Source organism: Paraburkholderia strydomiana (assembly GCF_031456815.1).
Classification (GTDB): Bacteria; Pseudomonadota; Gammaproteobacteria; order Burkholderiales; family Burkholderiaceae; genus Paraburkholderia; species Paraburkholderia caledonica.
The window spans coordinates 481,328-497,432 of the sequence record NZ_JAVDVL010000006.1 but is presented as its reverse complement, the minus strand read 5'-3'; the positions used below and the strand labels follow the sequence as shown (position 1 = coordinate 497,432).

Below are 16,105 nucleotides of genomic sequence, written 5' to 3'. Positions count from 1 at the left end.
TCGCTCACTCAACGTACTGACGAAGTGTTCAACCATCTCTCGATGACCAAACCTTCCTTTCATTACTGTGTGAGACTTGATACTTTCGCTTTGCGTGAATCCGGAGATCCACCCGCGTCGCGCATCAAGCGCCCACACTTATCGGCTGTTAGTTTTTAAAGATCGATCCGCCCACTCCGCGCTGCCTTCCTACCACCACCCGGCACCGCTTCGTTCTGCGTCGCTGCATCTGCAGCAGAGAAACGAGATTATGAAGACTCTCTTCTGTTTCGTCAACTAGTTTTTTTCGCTTTCGCTTAAAACCTTGTTGACTCAACCGCCGCTGGTTTCCGCAGCGGCCCTCGTTCGCAAACGAGGAGGCGAATCATAGGTCACTCACAGCCTCATGGCAAGGGTGGCGATAGCTTTTCGCGACCTTATTTGCGCGCCGAATTTACCAGCGCCTCGACAGGCACCGCGCCGGCCATGGCAGCGTATCCGGCGTCGCTCGGATGGATGTGATCGCCGCTATCGAACTTGCCCTGAAGACGATCCGGTTGCGCCGCATCGCGCAGCGCGGCGTCGAAGTCGACTACGCCGTCGAAAGCATGGCTCGACCGGATCCATTCGTTCACCGCAAGGCGAATACTTTCCCGCTGCGGTGGGAGCGACGCGGGCGTCAATGTTCCGCCGAACACCTTTACTCCCGCGTGTCGCGCCGCTGCAATCACCCGCTGGTAGCCCGCAATCAGGTCGGCCGCCGTCACCGAAGCATGCGGGAAGTCGCAATCAAGACCGCTGCGTGCCGGCATTGCCGCGAAATTGATATCGTTGATGCCGATGAGCACAACGACTGCCTTGACGCCCGGCCGTTCGAGCACGTCGCGGCCTAAGCGCGTCATTAGCGCGTCGCCATAGCAGGGCGAATCGTTTAGCAACCGATTGCCGCTGATGCCCAAATTAACCACTGCCGTCGACCGGTTCCCCGAAGTGGCCAGCCGGCGGGCGAAAACGTCGGGCCATCGCCGATTCTGGTTCAGGCTGGAGCGCATGCCGTCTGTGATCGAATCGCCGATCGCCGCAATTGCGGTCGCTTCAGGTACCGCGTCCACCGACAACGCCGTCGCCCATACATATTGAGTGAAGCGCGCGCGAAACGCCTCTGCGCCCGAGTCCGCCGCATGGTTGCCCGGCGCCGAAACGTAATTGAGCTGGTTGGCAACGCGATGCCATGCCACGATCCGCTGTTCCGGACCCATGAACGCGCTGATTGCATATGGGGCGCCCGCGTCGATGTCCATCGCAATCGGATCGCTGTCCAGTTCGCGGCCTGGCGGTACGCTCACGGCGGCCCTTCCATTGAACGTCACGCGCGCGCCGCCGTTTGCGGAAGCCGCCGCGCCGCCAGCGGACCGAGCGATGCGCAGGTCCTCGATCACGAGCGGCGTCTTACCGTACTCGTTACTGAGGTGGATTCGCGCAGACTTTCCGGACAGCGTCGGATAAACGATTTGACGGACAGTGCGCCCAGCCACTTCCGGCGCACGATACAGCGGCGGCAAATCGGACCGCTGCGGAATGGGTTGCAGCGCCGTAGCCCAGGCGGTGACCCAATGCGCAGGGGTATCGGCGGCAGCGGCGGTGGATGAAACGGCAAACTGGCAAAGCAGGGCCGCGCCGCATGCGGCGGCGAAAGAACGAATGGTCATTCCGGTGTCTGGCTCGAAGCAAAACGGGCATTGTGCACGATCGGACCGCCCAACGCGGCGAGCAGTGTCACCGCGACAACCGCAGCGCGCGCCTCGCAGCCAGCAGCGGCCCGACTCACTTACAACGCCGCTTTCGCCCCAGTCATCTTCAAAGCAAGCGCCTCGGCGACTTCGATCCCGTCGATCGCGGCTGAATAGATTCCACCGGCGTAACCCGCGCCCTCTCCGGCCGGATAAAGACCCTCGACGTTCATGCTCTGGTAGTCGTCCCGTCGACGCACCCGAATTGGCGAAGAGGTCCGCGTCTCCACGCCGGTCAACACAGCGTCGTGCATCGCAAAACCGGCGATCTTCTTGTCCATTTGCGGCAGCGCTTCGCGAATTGCCTCGATCACGTAGTCCGGCAGAGCCGTACTGAGATCCGTGGGATGCACGCCTGGCTTATAAGACGGCACCACGGAACCCAGCGACGTGGACGGCCGCCCAGCAATGAAGTCGCCGACCAGTTGGCCCGGCGCCATGTAGTTTCCGCCGCCGAGCTCGAACGCCCGCTCTTCCCACTTGCGCTGGAACGCGATCCCGGCAAGCGGGCCTCCAGGGTAATCGTCCGGTGTAATGCCAACGACGATCCCCGCGTTCGCATTGCGTTCAGCGCGCGAGTACTGGCTCATGCCATTCGTGACCACGCGTCCGGGCTCGGACGTCGCCGCGACCACGGTACCGCCCGGGCACATGCAGAAGCTGTACACCGCACGCCCGTTGCTGCAGTGGTGCACGACCTTGTAGTCCGCGGCGCCCAGCTGCTTGTGGCCCGCAAACTTGCCGAACCGGCTACGGTCGATCAAACCCTGCGGATGCTCGATCCGGAATCCCAGTGAGAACGGCTTCGCTTCTATATAGACGCCGCGTTCGTGCAGCATGTGGAACGTATCGCGCGCGCTGTGGCCAACGGCCAGCACGACATGATCGCAGCGCAGCGTTTCGCCCGTCGACAGCTTCAGCCCGCGCACTTTCCCCTGGTCGATGTCGATATCGTCCACGCGCGTCTCAAAGCGCACTTCGCCGCCCAGTTCGTGAATGGTCGCGCGCATCTTCTCGACCATGCTCACCAGACGGAACGTGCCAATATGGGGCCGGCTCAGATACAGGATGTCTTCCGGCGCGCCGGCGCGGACGAACTCTTCCAGCACTTTGCGGCCGTAGTGTTTCGGGTCCTTGATCTGGCTGTAGAGCTTGCCGTCGGAGAAAGTGCCCGCACCGCCCTCACCGAACTGCACGTTCGATTCCGGATTCAGCACCGACTTGCGCCACAGTCCGAAAGTGTCTTTGGTGCGCTCGCGCACCGCCTTGCCTCGTTCGAGAATGATCGGCCGGAATCCCATCTGGGCAAGGATCAGCCCCGCGAAAAGTCCGCAAGGTCCCATGCCGATCACCACGGGACGCGGCGTCGCGAGCTGCGCCGGCGCCTTTGCGACGAAACGGTACGTCATGTCCGGTGTGAGCCCGCAGTGCGGCACGTCGGCGATTCGCTTGAGCGCGGCCGCTTCGTCCGCGACTTCCACGTCGACTATATAGGTGAGCTTGATGTCGGCGCGCTTGCGCGCGTCGTGAGCCCGCCGGAAAACCGTGTAGCGGACGAGCCCGTCATCAGGCACGCCGAGTTCCGCGAGGCGCGCGCGGACGGCGGCTTTGAGCGCGCTCTCGGGGTGATCGAGCGGGAGTTTGATTTCGCTGAGACGTAACATGAGTACCGAGGATGCAGGAAGGCCGCGAATCGCGGCCAATTCGCAATTTTATAGGTTAAGCGTCGGCCCGGGGACTCGCCGTCCGCCGAAACGTCTCCGTGCGACTACGCCGCCGCCGTGGCGATGCCCGGCTCGTCTCAAAAAAATCTATTAACCGACCGGTCGGTTGGTTTATACTGTTCGCACCAGACAACTCCCGCAAAGAGAGTCCCCATGTACACGCAATCCCTGGATATTCCCGGCAACGTCGCTTCGCTGGACGCTGGCGCGACGTCGCCCGAGCAGACCCAGTTCGACGCCGTGATGGCCGCCGACGGCAAGATCGAGCCGCAAGACTGGATGCCCGAGGCTTACCGCAAGACCCTGGTGCGCCAGATTTCGCAACATGCGCATTCGGAGATCGTCGGCATGCTGCCGGAAGGCAACTGGATCACGCGCGCACCAAGCCTCAAGCGCAAGGCGATCCTGCTCGCCAAAGTGCAGGACGAAGCGGGCCACGGTCTCTATCTATATAGCGCAGCGGAAACGCTCGGCGTCTCGCGCGACCAGCTGGTTGCGGCGCTGCATTCCGGCAAGGCGAAGTATTCGAGCATCTTCAATTACCCAACGCCCACGTGGGCCGACGTCGGCGTGATCGGCTGGCTGGTCGACGGCGCGGCAATCATGAACCAGATTCCGCTGTGCCGTTGCACGTATGGCCCCTACGCCCGCGCGATGATCCGCATCTGCAAGGAAGAGTCGTTTCATCAGCGCCAGGGTTTCGACGCGTTGATGGCGATGATGTCGGGCACCGAAGCTCAGCGCGAGCTCGTCCAGCAGGCGGTGAACCGCTGGTGGTGGCCGGTGCTGATGATGTTCGGGCCGAGCGACAAGGACTCGATCCATAGCAATCAGTCGTCTAAATGGGGCATCAAGCGCATTTCGAACGACGACCTTCGCCAGAAATTCGTCGACGCCACCGTCGATCAGGCCAAGGTCCTCGGCGTCACGTTGCCCGACCCAGACCTCAAATGGAATGAGGCGCGCGGCCATTACGACTACGGCGACATCGACTGGGAAGAGTTCTGGCGCGTCGTGAACGGCGACGGTCCGTGCAACCGCGAGCGTCTCGGCACCCGCGTCAAAGCTCATAACGAGGGCGCCTGGGTCCGCGAAGCCGCCCTCGCCCACGCCGAAAAGCAGCGCCAGCGCGCACAACAGCACGCCGCCTGACAGGCGCGGCACGCCCGGCAAAGAATCAGGAGATCAGGAATGAACAAGGAATGGCCAATCTGGGAAGTCTTCGTGCGCAGCAAGCAGGGACTCGACCATAAGCACTGCGGCAGCCTGCACGCCGCCGACGCGCAAATGGCGCTGCGCATGGCGCGCGACGTCTACACGCGCCGTCAGGAAGGCGTGAGCATCTGGGTCGTGCCGTCGTCGGCGATCACGGCGTCCGCGCCGCAAGACAAGCCCGAACTGTTCGACCCGGCCGGCGACAAGATCTATCGCCATCCGACGTTCTACACGCTTCCCGACGAAGTCAACCACATGTAAGCGCGGCCATGAACATCACGCCTGAACATCTGCAATACGTGCTGCGCCTCGCGGATACCGCGCTGATACTCGGTCAGCGCAATAGCGAGTGGTGCGGCCACGGCCCGATTCTCGAAGAAGACATCGCGCTGTCGAACATGAGCCTCGATCTGATCGGCCAGGCGCGCCTGCTTTATACGCACGCGGCCTCGCTCGAACAGCAACTCACCGGCAAGACGCGCACGGAAGACGACTACGCATACTTTCGCGCCGAGCGTGAATTTACGAACTACACGCTCGCCGAACTGCCGCACTGCGGTCCGCTGTCGGCTACCGCGCAAGTCGAGAAGGACTACGCGGTCACGATCGTCCGCAACTTTCTGTACTCCACGCTGATGGCGCATCTGTGGACTGCGCTCACGCAATCGACGGACGCCCAGCTTGCCGCGATCGCGTCGAAGTCGATCAAGGAAGCCAGCTATCACGTGCATCACGCGAGTGAATGGCTGATCCGCTTTGGCGACGGCACAGAGGAATCGCATCGGCGCGCGCAGGCTGCGCTGGACTATCTGCTGCCGTACACGCGTGAGTTCTTCAGCACCGACCCTGTCGAAGAGACCATCGCCGCCTCAGGCATTGGCCCGCTGACCGCAGATCTCGAAGCCGCCTGGCTCGACGACGTTCGCGCGACGCTCGAGCAAGCCACGCTCACGCTGCCCGAAGCAGTCAAGCACATCACGACCGGTAAGCACGGCGAGCATTCTGAGCACATGGGCTTCGTGCTGGCCGAAATGCAAAGCCTGGCGCGCCAGCATCCCGGCGCCACCTGGTAATACGGGCCCATTCGACGATGACGACCTCGACTACGACGCAACGAGCCGACGCATCCGTCCAACGCGCGTGGGCCGTGCTCGAAGCGGTGCCCGATCCGGAGATTCCGGTGGTGTCGATTCGCGAACTCGGCATATTGCGCGACGTCCGGCGCGCCGAGGACGGCGCACTCGAAGTCGTGATCACGCCGACCTACTCTGGTTGCCCCGCAATGTCGCAGATCGCGGAAGACGTCGCGCATGCGCTCGACGTCGCGGAACTCAAACCGTACCGGATCTCGACCGTCCTCGCGCCCGCATGGACCACCGACTGGATGACGCCCGACGCCCGCGAAAAGCTGCGCGCTTACGGAATTGCGCCGCCCACGGGCAATTGCGGGTCGGCGGCCGGTCCGGCCGGTGCGCAGGAAAAAGTACTGCGCTTCGTGCCGCGCGCTCTGCCCGCGCCGTCGTGCCCAAGGTGCGGCTCGGCGCATACGGAACGACTCGCGCAGTTCGGCTCCACCGCTTGCAAAGCCTTGTACCGCTGCATCGACTGCCGCGAACCCTTCGACTACTTCAAACCATACTGATATGGCCACTCCGCAATTCCATCCGCTGCGTATCCGCGAAGTGCGGCCAGAGACCGCCGACGCCGTCTCGGTCGCGTTCGAAGTTCCCGTGGAACTGCGCGAGCTTTATCGCTTCACGCAGGGCCAGTTCGTCACGCTGAAAACGCACATCGACGGAGAGGAAACGCGCCGGTCGTATTCGATCTGCGTGGGCGTCACCGACTACGACCGCGACGGCGAACTGCGCATCGGCATCAAGCGCGTGCGCGGCGGACGTTTTTCGAACTTCGCTTTCGATACTTTGCAGCCGGGCCACACGATCGACGTCATGACGCCCGACGGCCGCTTCTTCACCCATCTGAACGCGGATCACGGCCAGCAGTACGTCGCCTTCGCGGGCGGCTCGGGCATTACGCCGGTGCTCGCGATCATCAAGACGACGCTCGAGTTGGAACCGCGCAGCACCTTCACGTTGATCTACGGCAACCGCAGCGTGGACCAGATCATGTTTGCGGAGGAGCTGGAAGACCTGAAGAACCGCTTCATGAACCGCTTCGTGCTCTATCACGTGCTGTCGGACGATTTGCAGGACGTTGAACTGTTCAACGGCGTGCTCGACCAGCAGAAGTGCGCGGCGTTCCTCGACAGCCTCGTGCCGGCGGATTCCATCGACGAAGCGTTTATCTGCGGTCCCGCGCCGATGATGGACGCCGCCGAGGCCGCGCTGAAAGCTGCGGGTGTGCCGTCCGAAAAGGTGCACGTGGAACGCTTCGGCTCGCCGCTGCCCCAGGCGGGCGTGCCGCCCGTCGAAATCACCGAAGACACGCCCGCTGCGGACCTCGAAATCGTGCTCGACGGCAAGCGCCGCAAGCTGCGTCTGCCGTATCAGGGCGTGAGCGTACTCGACGTCGGTCTGCGCGCCGGCCTTGCGCTGCCGTATGCATGCAAAGGCGGCGTCTGCTGCACGTGCCGCGCCAAAGTGGTTGAAGGCGAAGTGCGGATGGAAAAGAACTACACGCTGGAAGAGCACGAAATCCGCGACGGCTTCGTGCTGACGTGTCAGTGCCATCCAGTCAGCGACCGCGTGGTAGTGAGCTACGACGAGCGCTGAGCGTGATTGGGACTTGATGCCGCGAAGCTTTGAGCCGTTCCGCGATCCGCTTACACTAGGGGCCGCTTGCAACCGGACCGTTGAGTCCGTCTTGCGAGCGGCCCCTTTGGCAATCGCCCAACAAGAATCCACTCACGGCCGATGAGCACCATCCATCTCACCAACGGCGATGTCGCCGCAGAATCATTGCGCACCGCGTTGCGCGAAGTGGGACGCAACGATCGCGTGCACGCACTGCGCGACGATCTGGCGGTCGGGCCGCTACGCGGCATCGACGACGGTCCCGAAGTGCGCGCCGCTTTCTGGGACCGCGTGAGCACCGACACGAAGCGCGACTTCCTTCGCGAGTTCCGTGAGCACGCTGCAGCGCTACAAGCCATTGCGCGCGACGACGCAAACCTGGTGGTCTGGCATGGCGAAAGCGCATCCGATCAATTGATGCTTCGTCGCGTGTGCTATTACCTGCGCAACAATCCGCAGCGACTGAACGAAGTGCGTCTGTCGATTCGCGACCTCACCGACGCCGGCGCCTGGGCGCATAGCCGCAGGGACCGCGCGACGTCCGTCGGCATGTTCGCGCCGGCCGTTTTGCAAGCGCGTTTGCCCGACGCGGCACCCATTTCCGTCTTGCGGATCAGCCGGCTCGCGCTGGAGTGGCAGGAAGCCAAACATGCGAACGGCGAAACGCGACGCTGGCGCGACAACACGTTCACGAGCGGCAGCTTCGCCGATCTCGACGCGCTGATACTCGAGCACGTCACCGCGGACTGGCAACCCGCCGCCCGGGTGGCCGCCGAGGTGATGACCGCTGAGTTGGGGTTTCTTGTCAGCGACAGCATCGTGCTCTGGCGCTTCCGCGAAATGGCCGCGACCCGCCGCACCAGGCTGCGCGGCGACGCCAACGCATGGCGCACGCTGGAACTGTGCGCAGCGCTCGCACCTTGCCCACACCAATAAACAGACACCATGGCCCGCACCCGAGCCCCCGACCACGAAACGCAGCGCGAACAGATTCTCGAACTGGCGGCAGCGAAGTTCGCACAGACGAGTTATCCGAGCACGTCGATGTCAGATCTCGCCGCGGCGAGCGGCACGTCGAAAGCGCGCCTGTATCACTACTACGCGAGCAAGGAAGCAATCCTGTTCGATCTACTCGACCGTTACACCAAACGGCTGATGCTGATCATTGCGGAGGTCGAAGGCGCGAGCCAGCGTCGCGGTCTGACTGAGCGCGAGACGTTCGCGGAATTGATCCGCGCCTTTCTTTCCGAATACGAAACCTCGCACAGCCGGCATGTCGCGCTTCTGAACGACGTGAAATATCTCGTCGACGCGCAGCGCGAGGTGATCCTCAACCGCCAGCGCGATGTCGTAGCCGCGTTCGCGCGGCAGCTGGCGCGCGCCTATCCGGAGCGCGCCACGCGCGAGAACCAGACCGCGCTAACGATGATGGTGTTCGGCATGATCAACTGGACGTTCACCTGGCTTAAACCAGGCGGGCGCATGGGCTACCGGGAATTTGCGGAGCAGGTTGTGGCTATGGTGGATCACGGGCTGGGATCGGCGGCCGTGAAATAGCCAGCACAGCGCTCTGCGAACTGAAATCCGCGTAAGTTGCATGGGCGCGACAACACGCACGAACGCTCGTTTCTTTTTAATTTGTTATTTATATTCAGATGCTTAACAGCCAAGCCCCGCAAGTTTAGACAGCAGCCTCCAAGTTTGATACGGGTTTTCCCTAGTGCCGGATTCGCATATCCGTTACAATCGTTTTTGCGGTGCAACAACGCCGCACGATCACAAGGAGAACCTGACCATGAACCTGATTACACCCCGCGCCGCCGAACCGATCGTCGCGCACGATCGCGCGTCGCTGCCAGCCGGTCGTGCACCTGCTCTGGTTCGTGAACTCACTGCGATCGACCGTGAACGCCTGCTGGCTCACTTTCTCACACTAGACGAAGACGACCGCCTGTTGCGCTTTGGGCAAATCGTGCCTGACCACGTTATCGAAAATTACGTGCGCGCCATCGATTTCACGCGCGACACCGTATTCGGCGTGTTCGACGATCAGCTGCAGCTCACCGGCGTCGGTCACCTCGCCTACCTGCCCGCCGAAGGCGACAAGCGTACGGCGGAGTTCGGCGTGTCCGTACTCGAAAGCGTGCGCGGCCAAGGTATCGGCTCCAAGCTGTTCGAGCGCGCTGCAATTCGCAGCCGCAACACGCATGTCACCATGCTGTACATGCACTGCCTGTCGCGCAATTCGACCATGATGCACATCGCGAAGAAAGCGGGCATGAAGATCGAGTACGCGTACGGCGAAGCGGATGCCTATCTGACGCTGCCGCCGGCGGATCAGACCAGCATCATTACGGAGATGCTGCAGGAACAGGCCGCTGTGTTTGACTACGCGCTCAAACGTCAAGCTCGGCGTACTTCGAAACTGCTGGAAAGCTTCATGCCGACAGCCGCCGCAGCCTGAATGTTCGGCCGCAGCGGGCGAACATGAAAAAGGGCAGCCTCAGGGCTGCCCTTTTTGCTTCCTGCGTGGAACTGCACTAGCGGGACTCACAAGATCGGCAACGCGGTCGTCTCCTTGATTTTTTCGAGCGAAAAGCTCGTCTTCACGTCAATCACCGACGGGTGATGCAACAGTTGGTCCTGCACGAAGCGCGAAAAGTGCGCCATGTCTTCCACTTGTACGCGCAACAGATAGTCCATGTCGCCAGTCATAGCGTGACAAGCCACCACCTCCGGCCATGCCTGAACGGCGGCACGGAAAAGATCCGCGTGTGTCGCATCCCCGCGCGGACTCAGCGCCGGCCCGCCGCGCTTTTCCAACCGCACATTGACGTACGCGAGCAGATCGAGCCCCAGGCGCTTGGCATCCAGCAACGCAACATAGCCGCGGATCACGCCGCTCTCTTCGAGTCGCCGTATGCGTCGCAAACAGGGGCTCGGCGAGAGATTGATCCGCTCGGCAATTTCCTGATTCGATAGCCGGCCGTTCTCCTGAAGAATCGCCAGAATACGCCGGTCGATCGCGTCTATCTCTATATTGGCCACTTTCTGCCTCGCGCTTCTCATATGGAGCTAGAAAATAGCGCGAGCGTAGCTCGATGCGATTAAGTTCGCAAGTTTTCGCCGCGAAACCGCCTTTACACTTGCGTCATTCGGTCGCGGTGAACTTCCGTAGCCGCGATACCGGCGCGACGCGCCCTCGACATGGAGACAGACAATGCAGGTTGCAACTTGGGAAAATCCGGTCGGCACAGACGGCTTCGAGTTCATCGAATACACCGCACCCGATCCGAAGGCGCTGGGCAAGCTTTTCGAGCAGATGGGCTTTACCGCGGTTGCGCGGCATCGCCATAAAGATGTGACGCTATATCGGCAAGGCGCCATTAACTTCATCGTCAACGGTGAGCCGGATTCGTTCGCGCAGCGCTTTGCGCGCTTGCACGGCCCGTCGATCTGCGCGATCGCGTTCCGTGTCCAGGACGCGGGGAAAGCCTACCGCCAGGCGGTCGAAAAAGGCGCATGGGGCTTCGACAACAAAACCGGCCCCATGGAACTGAACATTCCCGCGATCAAAGGCATTGGCGATTCGTTGATCTATTTCGTCGACCGTTGGCGCGGCAAGAACGGCGCAGCGCCGGGCAGCGTCGGCGATATCGATATCTACGACGTCGACTTCGAGCCGATTCCCGGCGCGAATCCCAACCCCGTCGGTCACGGCCTGACGTATATCGACCACCTCACGCACAATGTGCACCGTGGCCGCATGCAGGAATGGGCTGAGTTCTACGAACGTCTGTTCAACTTCCGCGAAGTGCGTTACTTCGACATCGAAGGCAAGGTAACGGGCGTGAAGTCCAAGGCAATGACGTCGCCGTGCGGCAAGATCCGCATTCCTATCAACGAGGAAGGCTCCGAAACGTCCGGCCAGATCCAGGAATACCTGGACGCCTACCGCGGCGAAGGCATCCAGCACATTGCGCTCGGCAGCAACGACATTTACCGCACGGTCGATGGTTTGCGGACGGCGAACATCTCGTTGCTCGACACGATCGACACGTATTACGAACTGGTCGACCGCCGCGTGCCGAATCACGGTGAACCGCTCGACGAATTGCGCAAGCGCAAAATCCTGATCGACGGCGCGCCGGACGACCTGCTGCTTCAAATCTTCACCGAGAACCAGATCGGCCCGATCTTCTTCGAGATCATTCAACGCAAGGGCAATCAGGGTTTCGGCGAGGGCAACTTCAAGGCGCTGTTCGAATCTATCGAGCTGGATCAGATCCGCCGCGGCGTAGTGCAGGACAAAGCGTGAATTCGTGACGCCGAGGCCGTGAACCGGCCGTGAGTCAGATTGCGCACCGATAAAACAGCCAGCAATACGCCGCATTAGCAGCGCGTCAGGAATTCTGGTCTTTCTTCTCGGACGCGCTTTCGCGCGCGGTGCGATTGATGGCGACGCGCGCGGGCGCAACGACTGCCGTACGGCTAATCACGCTGGACGGCGCTCCCGTGCTCGCATTCGAGCGAACCGGCGCACTGATTGCGAAAAATGCGGCCGACACCATCAGGAAGGTCTGGATATTTCTAGTGTTCATGCGTACTCCTTTTCTAACTGCCCTGTTGTCCTGAAGCGCCACAACATGCAGCGCGTTACACAGACATTACTCACAGGTGCGCTGTTAGACAGACTTGTCGGCTGCGGTTCCGCGAAATTGTAGCTTTTACAGCTTGTTACACCGGTTCTCTCAAGCGTCAGGTGAAGTTCGCGCAAGCGGGCGCAATGTCGCGAGTCGCAGCACCGCGATCGACCGCTGCGGCGGGTTTTTACCAGTGCTACCATCACTTAAAACAAGTCAATATGGCGACCCCGGCCCTACGCATTCACAAGATGCCGCGGCCCATAAGTTTTGGCGATCCCAAACTGGGTGGAGGAGTACACATAATGAATGCCCCGCTAGACGCAGGTCAGCGAGCCTCGCTCGAAGCCGCTCTATCTTCCGTCACGCTCGACGACAAATACACCCTCGAACGCGGCCGCGCGTACATGAGCGGCATCCAGGCGCTGGTGCGTCTGCCGATGCTGCAGCAGGAACGCGACCGCGCCGCCGGACTCAATACGGCCGGCTTCATCTCCGGCTACCGTGGATCGCCGCTCGGCGGCCTCGACCAATCGCTGTGGAAGGCGAAACAGCATCTCGCCTCACATCAGGTCGTGTTCCAGCCCGGCGTCAACGAAGACCTCGCGGCAACCGCCGTCTGGGGTTCGCAGCAGGTGAATCTGTACCCAAGCGCCAAATACGACGGCGTATTTTCGATGTGGTACGGCAAAGGCCCGGGCGTCGACCGTTCAGGTGACGTCTTCAAGCACGGCAACTCGGCGGGATCGTCGCGGCACGGCGGTGTGCTGGTGCTGGCCGGCGACGATCACGCGGCCAAATCTTCAACGCTCGCGCATCAGTCGGAACACATCTTCAAGGCCTGCGGCCTGCCGGTGCTGTTCCCGTCGAACGTTCAGGAATATTTGGACTTCGGCCTGCATGGCTGGGCGATGAGCCGCTACTCCGGCCTGTGGGTCGCGATGAAGTGCGTGACCGACGTCGTCGAGTCGTCGGCTTCGGTCGACATCGATCCGCACCGCACGCAGATCATTCTGCCGGAAGACTTCGCGATGCCCGAGGGCGGTCTGAACATCCGCTGGCCTGATCCACCGCTCGTGCAGGAAGCGCGTCTGCTCGACTACAAGTGGTACGCGGCGCTCGCCTACGTGCGTGCAAACAAGCTGGACCGCGTCGAAATCGATTCGCCGCATGCGCGCTTTGGCATCATGACGGGCGGCAAAGCGTATCTGGACGTGCGTCAAGCGCTGACCGACCTGGGTCTCGACGACGAAACGTGCTCGCGCATCGGCATACGGCTATACAAAGTGGGTTGCGTCTGGCCGCTCGAAGCCCAAGGCGCGCAAGCCTTCGCTCGCGGCCTCGACGAAATTCTCGTGGTCGAGGAAAAGCGCCAGATTCTCGAATACGCAATCAAGGAAGAGCTTTACAACTGGCCTGACGCGCAGCGTCCGCGTGTGTTCGGCAAGTTCGACGAGAAAGACGGCGCGGGCGGCGAATGGTCAGTGCCGATGGGCAACTGGCTGCTGCCGGCGCATTACGAACTGTCGCCCGCGATCATCGCAAAGGCGATCGCCACGCGGCTCGACAAGTTCGACCTGCCCTCCGACGTCCGCGCCCGGATTGCCTCGCGCATTGCAGTAATCGAAGCGAAGGAAAAAGCGCTCGCGCGCCCGCGGGTCGAAGTCGAGCGCAAGCCGTGGTTCTGCTCCGGCTGCCCGCACAACACGTCGACCAATGTCCCGGAAGGCTCACGCGCAATGGCCGGCATCGGCTGCCACTACATGACGGTGTGGATGGATCGCAGCACGAGCACCTTCAGTCAGATGGGCGGCGAAGGCGTCGCGTGGATCGGCCAGGCGCCTTTCACGAACGACAAGCACGTGTTCGCCAATCTCGGCGACGGAACCTATTTCCACTCCGGCCTGCTGGCAATTCGCGCGGCGATCGCTTCGAAAGCGAACATTACTTACAAGCTGCTCTATAACGACGCCGTAGCGATGACGGGCGGTCAACCGGTCGACGGCGTGCTGACCGTGCCGCAGATCACCCATCAGCTGGCCGCCGAAGGCGCGACGAAAATCGCGATCGTGACGGACGAGCCTGAAAAATACTCGGGCAACGTGGGCCTCGCGCCGGGCATCGACATCCACCATCGCGACCAGCTCGACGAAGTGCAGCGTCAACTGCGCGAGATTCCGGGCACCACGATTCTGATCTACGACCAGACCTGCGCAACCGAGAAACGCCGCCGCAGGAAACGCGGCGCGTATCCGGACCCGGCGCGCCGCGTGGTGATCAACGAAGCGGTGTGCGAAGGTTGCGGCGACTGCTCCGTGAAATCGAACTGCCTGTCAGTCGAGCCGCTCGACACCGAATATGGCACGAAGCGCCAGATCAATCAGTCCACGTGCAACAAGGACTTCTCCTGCGTGAACGGCTTTTGCCCGAGCTTCGTGTCCGTAGAAGGCGGTCAGTTGCGCAAGCCGAAAGCCGCGTCGGGCATCGTCGCTGACGCTATGCCGCCAGTGCCGGAGCCCACACTCCCGTCGATCGCACGTCCCTATGGCGTGCTCGTGACAGGCGTGGGCGGCACCGGCGTCGTGACAATCGGCGCACTTCTCGGCATGGCCGCGCATCTGGAGAACAAAGGTGTCACCGTGCTCGATGTCACGGGCCTCGCGCAGAAAGGCGGCGCCGTGATGAGCCACGTGCAGATCGCGAACAACCCCGGCGACATCCATGCCACGCGCATTGCAATGGGCGAAGCGAGTCTCGTGATCGGTTGCGATGCAATCGTCACCGCCAGCGACGAATGCGTGTCACGGATGCAAGCCGGCCGAACCCGTGTCGTGCTGAACAGCGCGCACACGCCGACCGCCGAACTCATCAAGAACCCCAACTGGCGCTTTCCGGGCAGCAGCACCGAAGCCGACGTTCGCGCGGGCGCGGGCGACGAATGCGTCGATACGGTCGACGCCAATCACTTCGCAGTGGCCCTGCTCGGCGACGCGATCTACACGAACCCGTTCGTGCTCGGTTACGCATGGCAACGTGGCTGGGTGCCGTTGACCTATCAGTCGCTGATGCGAGCTATCGAGCTGAACAATGTGCAGGTCGAGAAGAACCGCGCGGCATTCGAATGGGGCCGGCGCGCGGCGCACGATCCGGTAGCGCTGCGCAAGTACGCGCAATCGCAAGGTCAGGCGGGCGCGTCCGACACGCCGAGCGGCAAGATCATTTCGCTGCATACGCCGAAGGCGCTCGACACGCTGATCGACAAACGCGCGACTTACCTGGCCGCATGGCAAAACGACGCGTACGCAGACCGTTACCGCGCGCTCGTATCGCAGGTGCGGGTGGCCGAGTCGGCGCTCGATTCCATCGACGGCCAGTTGCCTCTCACCGAAACGGTCGCGAAGAATCTGCACAAGCTGATGGCCTACAAGGACGAATACGAGGTCGCGCGCCTGTACAGCGATCCTGCGTTCATCGAAAAACTCAAGGCCAGCTTCGAAGGCGACTGGAAGCTGCATATCCACCTCGCGCCGCCGATGTTCTCCAAAAAGGACGCCCACGGTCACCTGATCAAGAAGAAGTATGGTCCCTGGGTGTTCAGCGCGATGCACGTGCTGGCGAAGTTCAAGTTCCTGCGCGGCACCGCGCTCGATGTGTTCGGCAAGACAGAAGAGCGTCGCACCGAACGCGCGCTGATCGGCGAGTACGAAGCCTTGGTGCGGGAACTGATCGGCAGGCTGACCGTGCAGAATCGCGACCTGGCGGTGGAACTCGCGAATCTGCCGGACGGCATCCGCGGCTTCGGGCACATCAAGGAGAACAACCTGAAGGGTGTGCGCGTGAAGTGGAACGAGTTGCTGACGCGCTGGCGCTCACCGCAAGCCGGAACGACGCAGCACGCAGCCTGATCGCCGTGTTGACTGCGGCGAGCGCGGCCGCCGCCGCGCTCGCGCTGCACGCATAAAAAAACGCCACGGAATCTCTTTCCGTGGCGTTTTTATTTT

Annotated in this window: 14 protein-coding genes; 10 read left to right on the top strand and 4 right to left on the bottom strand. The window is 62.0% G+C overall.

The genetic code is table 11. The features are described 5' to 3' along the window. Positions 1–416 precede the first annotated feature (416 nt). Entirely contained in the window at positions 417–1,688 is a 1,272-nt protein-coding gene (locus tag J2W46_RS19525; RefSeq protein WP_310355565.1) for an SGNH/GDSL hydrolase family protein, read from the bottom strand. Between the two features lie 119 nt (positions 1,689–1,807). Then, positions 1,808–3,433 (bottom strand): NAD(P)/FAD-dependent oxidoreductase, encoded by a 1,626-nt coding sequence (locus tag J2W46_RS19520; protein ID WP_310355563.1) that lies wholly within the window; start codon positions 3,431–3,433, stop codon positions 1,808–1,810. Positions 3,434–3,646: 213 nt separating this feature from the next. On the opposite strand from J2W46_RS19520, the gene paaA reads away from it, so the two are divergent. The 8 genes from paaA (at position 3,647) to J2W46_RS19480 (ending at position 9,925) form a co-directional block, all read left to right on the top strand. Beyond that, entirely contained in the window at positions 3,647–4,645 is a 999-nt protein-coding gene (gene paaA / locus J2W46_RS19515; protein WP_020070841.1) for a 1,2-phenylacetyl-CoA epoxidase subunit PaaA, read from the top strand. A 39-nt stretch (positions 4,646–4,684) separates the two neighbouring features. Further along, entirely contained in the window at positions 4,685–4,969 is a 285-nt protein-coding gene (gene paaB / locus J2W46_RS19510) for a 1,2-phenylacetyl-CoA epoxidase subunit PaaB (protein WP_020070840.1), read from the top strand. Between the two features lie 8 nt (positions 4,970–4,977). Further along, complete coding sequence (paaC, locus tag J2W46_RS19505) at positions 4,978–5,781, top strand: 1,2-phenylacetyl-CoA epoxidase subunit PaaC (RefSeq protein ID WP_310355561.1); 804 nt, start codon at positions 4,978–4,980, stop codon at positions 5,779–5,781. Positions 5,782–5,798: 17 nt separating this feature from the next. Continuing rightward, entirely contained in the window at positions 5,799–6,350 is a 552-nt protein-coding gene (gene paaD / locus J2W46_RS19500) for a 1,2-phenylacetyl-CoA epoxidase subunit PaaD (RefSeq protein WP_088176801.1), read from the top strand. A gap of 1 nt (position 6,351) precedes the next feature. Continuing rightward, on the top strand, positions 6,352–7,440 hold the full coding sequence (paaE, locus tag J2W46_RS19495; RefSeq protein WP_204522504.1) for a 1,2-phenylacetyl-CoA epoxidase subunit PaaE: 1,089 nt from the start codon (positions 6,352–6,354) through the stop codon (positions 7,438–7,440). Between the two features lie 141 nt (positions 7,441–7,581). Next, positions 7,582–8,397 (top strand): DUF1835 domain-containing protein, encoded by an 816-nt coding sequence (locus tag J2W46_RS19490; protein WP_310355559.1) that lies wholly within the window; start codon positions 7,582–7,584, stop codon positions 8,395–8,397. Positions 8,398–8,406: 9 nt separating this feature from the next. Continuing rightward, positions 8,407–9,018: a TetR/AcrR family transcriptional regulator gene (locus J2W46_RS19485; RefSeq protein ID WP_020070835.1), complete on the top strand. Its 612-nt coding sequence runs from the start codon at positions 8,407–8,409 to the stop codon at positions 9,016–9,018. 238 nt (positions 9,019–9,256) lie between these two features. After that, a complete protein-coding gene (locus tag J2W46_RS19480; protein WP_020070834.1) occupies positions 9,257–9,925 on the top strand; it encodes a GNAT family N-acetyltransferase in 669 nt (222 codons plus the stop codon). An 86-nt stretch (positions 9,926–10,011) separates the two neighbouring features. Here the strand turns inward: J2W46_RS19480 and J2W46_RS19475 are convergent, their stop codons facing one another. After that, complete coding sequence (locus J2W46_RS19475; RefSeq protein WP_088176799.1) at positions 10,012–10,509, bottom strand: Lrp/AsnC family transcriptional regulator; 498 nt, start codon at positions 10,507–10,509, stop codon at positions 10,012–10,014. A gap of 172 nt (positions 10,510–10,681) precedes the next feature. On the opposite strand from J2W46_RS19475, the gene hppD reads away from it, so the two are divergent. After that, on the top strand, positions 10,682–11,779 hold the full coding sequence (gene hppD / locus J2W46_RS19470) for a 4-hydroxyphenylpyruvate dioxygenase (protein ID WP_310355556.1): 1,098 nt from the start codon (positions 10,682–10,684) through the stop codon (positions 11,777–11,779). An 85-nt stretch (positions 11,780–11,864) separates the two neighbouring features. On the opposite strand, the gene J2W46_RS19465 is transcribed toward hppD, so the two are convergent. Next, entirely contained in the window at positions 11,865–12,062 is a 198-nt protein-coding gene (locus J2W46_RS19465; protein WP_204522508.1) for a hypothetical protein, read from the bottom strand. A 347-nt stretch (positions 12,063–12,409) separates the two neighbouring features. On the opposite strand from J2W46_RS19465, the gene J2W46_RS19460 reads away from it, so the two are divergent. Further along, on the top strand, positions 12,410–16,009 hold the full coding sequence (locus tag J2W46_RS19460) for an indolepyruvate ferredoxin oxidoreductase family protein (RefSeq protein ID WP_310355554.1): 3,600 nt from the start codon (positions 12,410–12,412) through the stop codon (positions 16,007–16,009). Positions 16,010–16,105: the final 96 nt, after the last annotated feature.

Coding starts and splice junctions, on each gene's coding strand:
- J2W46_RS19480 (WP_020070834.1), top strand. CDS start 9,257: ATGAACCTGATTACACCCCGCGCCGCCGAACCGATCGTCGCGCACGAT.
- J2W46_RS19465 (WP_204522508.1), bottom strand. CDS start 12,062: ATGAACACTAGAAATATCCAGACCTTCCTGATGGTGTCGGCCGCATTT.
- paaC (WP_310355561.1), top strand. CDS start 4,978: ATGAACATCACGCCTGAACATCTGCAATACGTGCTGCGCCTCGCGGAT.
- J2W46_RS19525 (WP_310355565.1), bottom strand. CDS start 1,688: ATGACCATTCGTTCTTTCGCCGCCGCATGCGGCGCGGCCCTGCTTTGC.
- J2W46_RS19520 (WP_310355563.1), bottom strand. CDS start 3,433: ATGTTACGTCTCAGCGAAATCAAACTCCCGCTCGATCACCCCGAGAGC.
- paaD (WP_088176801.1), top strand. CDS start 5,799: ATGACGACCTCGACTACGACGCAACGAGCCGACGCATCCGTCCAACGC.
- J2W46_RS19460 (WP_310355554.1), top strand. CDS start 12,410: ATGAATGCCCCGCTAGACGCAGGTCAGCGAGCCTCGCTCGAAGCCGCT.
- J2W46_RS19490 (WP_310355559.1), top strand. CDS start 7,582: ATGAGCACCATCCATCTCACCAACGGCGATGTCGCCGCAGAATCATTG.
- J2W46_RS19485 (WP_020070835.1), top strand. CDS start 8,407: ATGGCCCGCACCCGAGCCCCCGACCACGAAACGCAGCGCGAACAGATT.
- hppD (WP_310355556.1), top strand. CDS start 10,682: ATGCAGGTTGCAACTTGGGAAAATCCGGTCGGCACAGACGGCTTCGAG.
- paaA (WP_020070841.1), top strand. CDS start 3,647: ATGTACACGCAATCCCTGGATATTCCCGGCAACGTCGCTTCGCTGGAC.
- paaE (WP_204522504.1), top strand. CDS start 6,352: ATGGCCACTCCGCAATTCCATCCGCTGCGTATCCGCGAAGTGCGGCCA.
- paaB (WP_020070840.1), top strand. CDS start 4,685: ATGAACAAGGAATGGCCAATCTGGGAAGTCTTCGTGCGCAGCAAGCAG.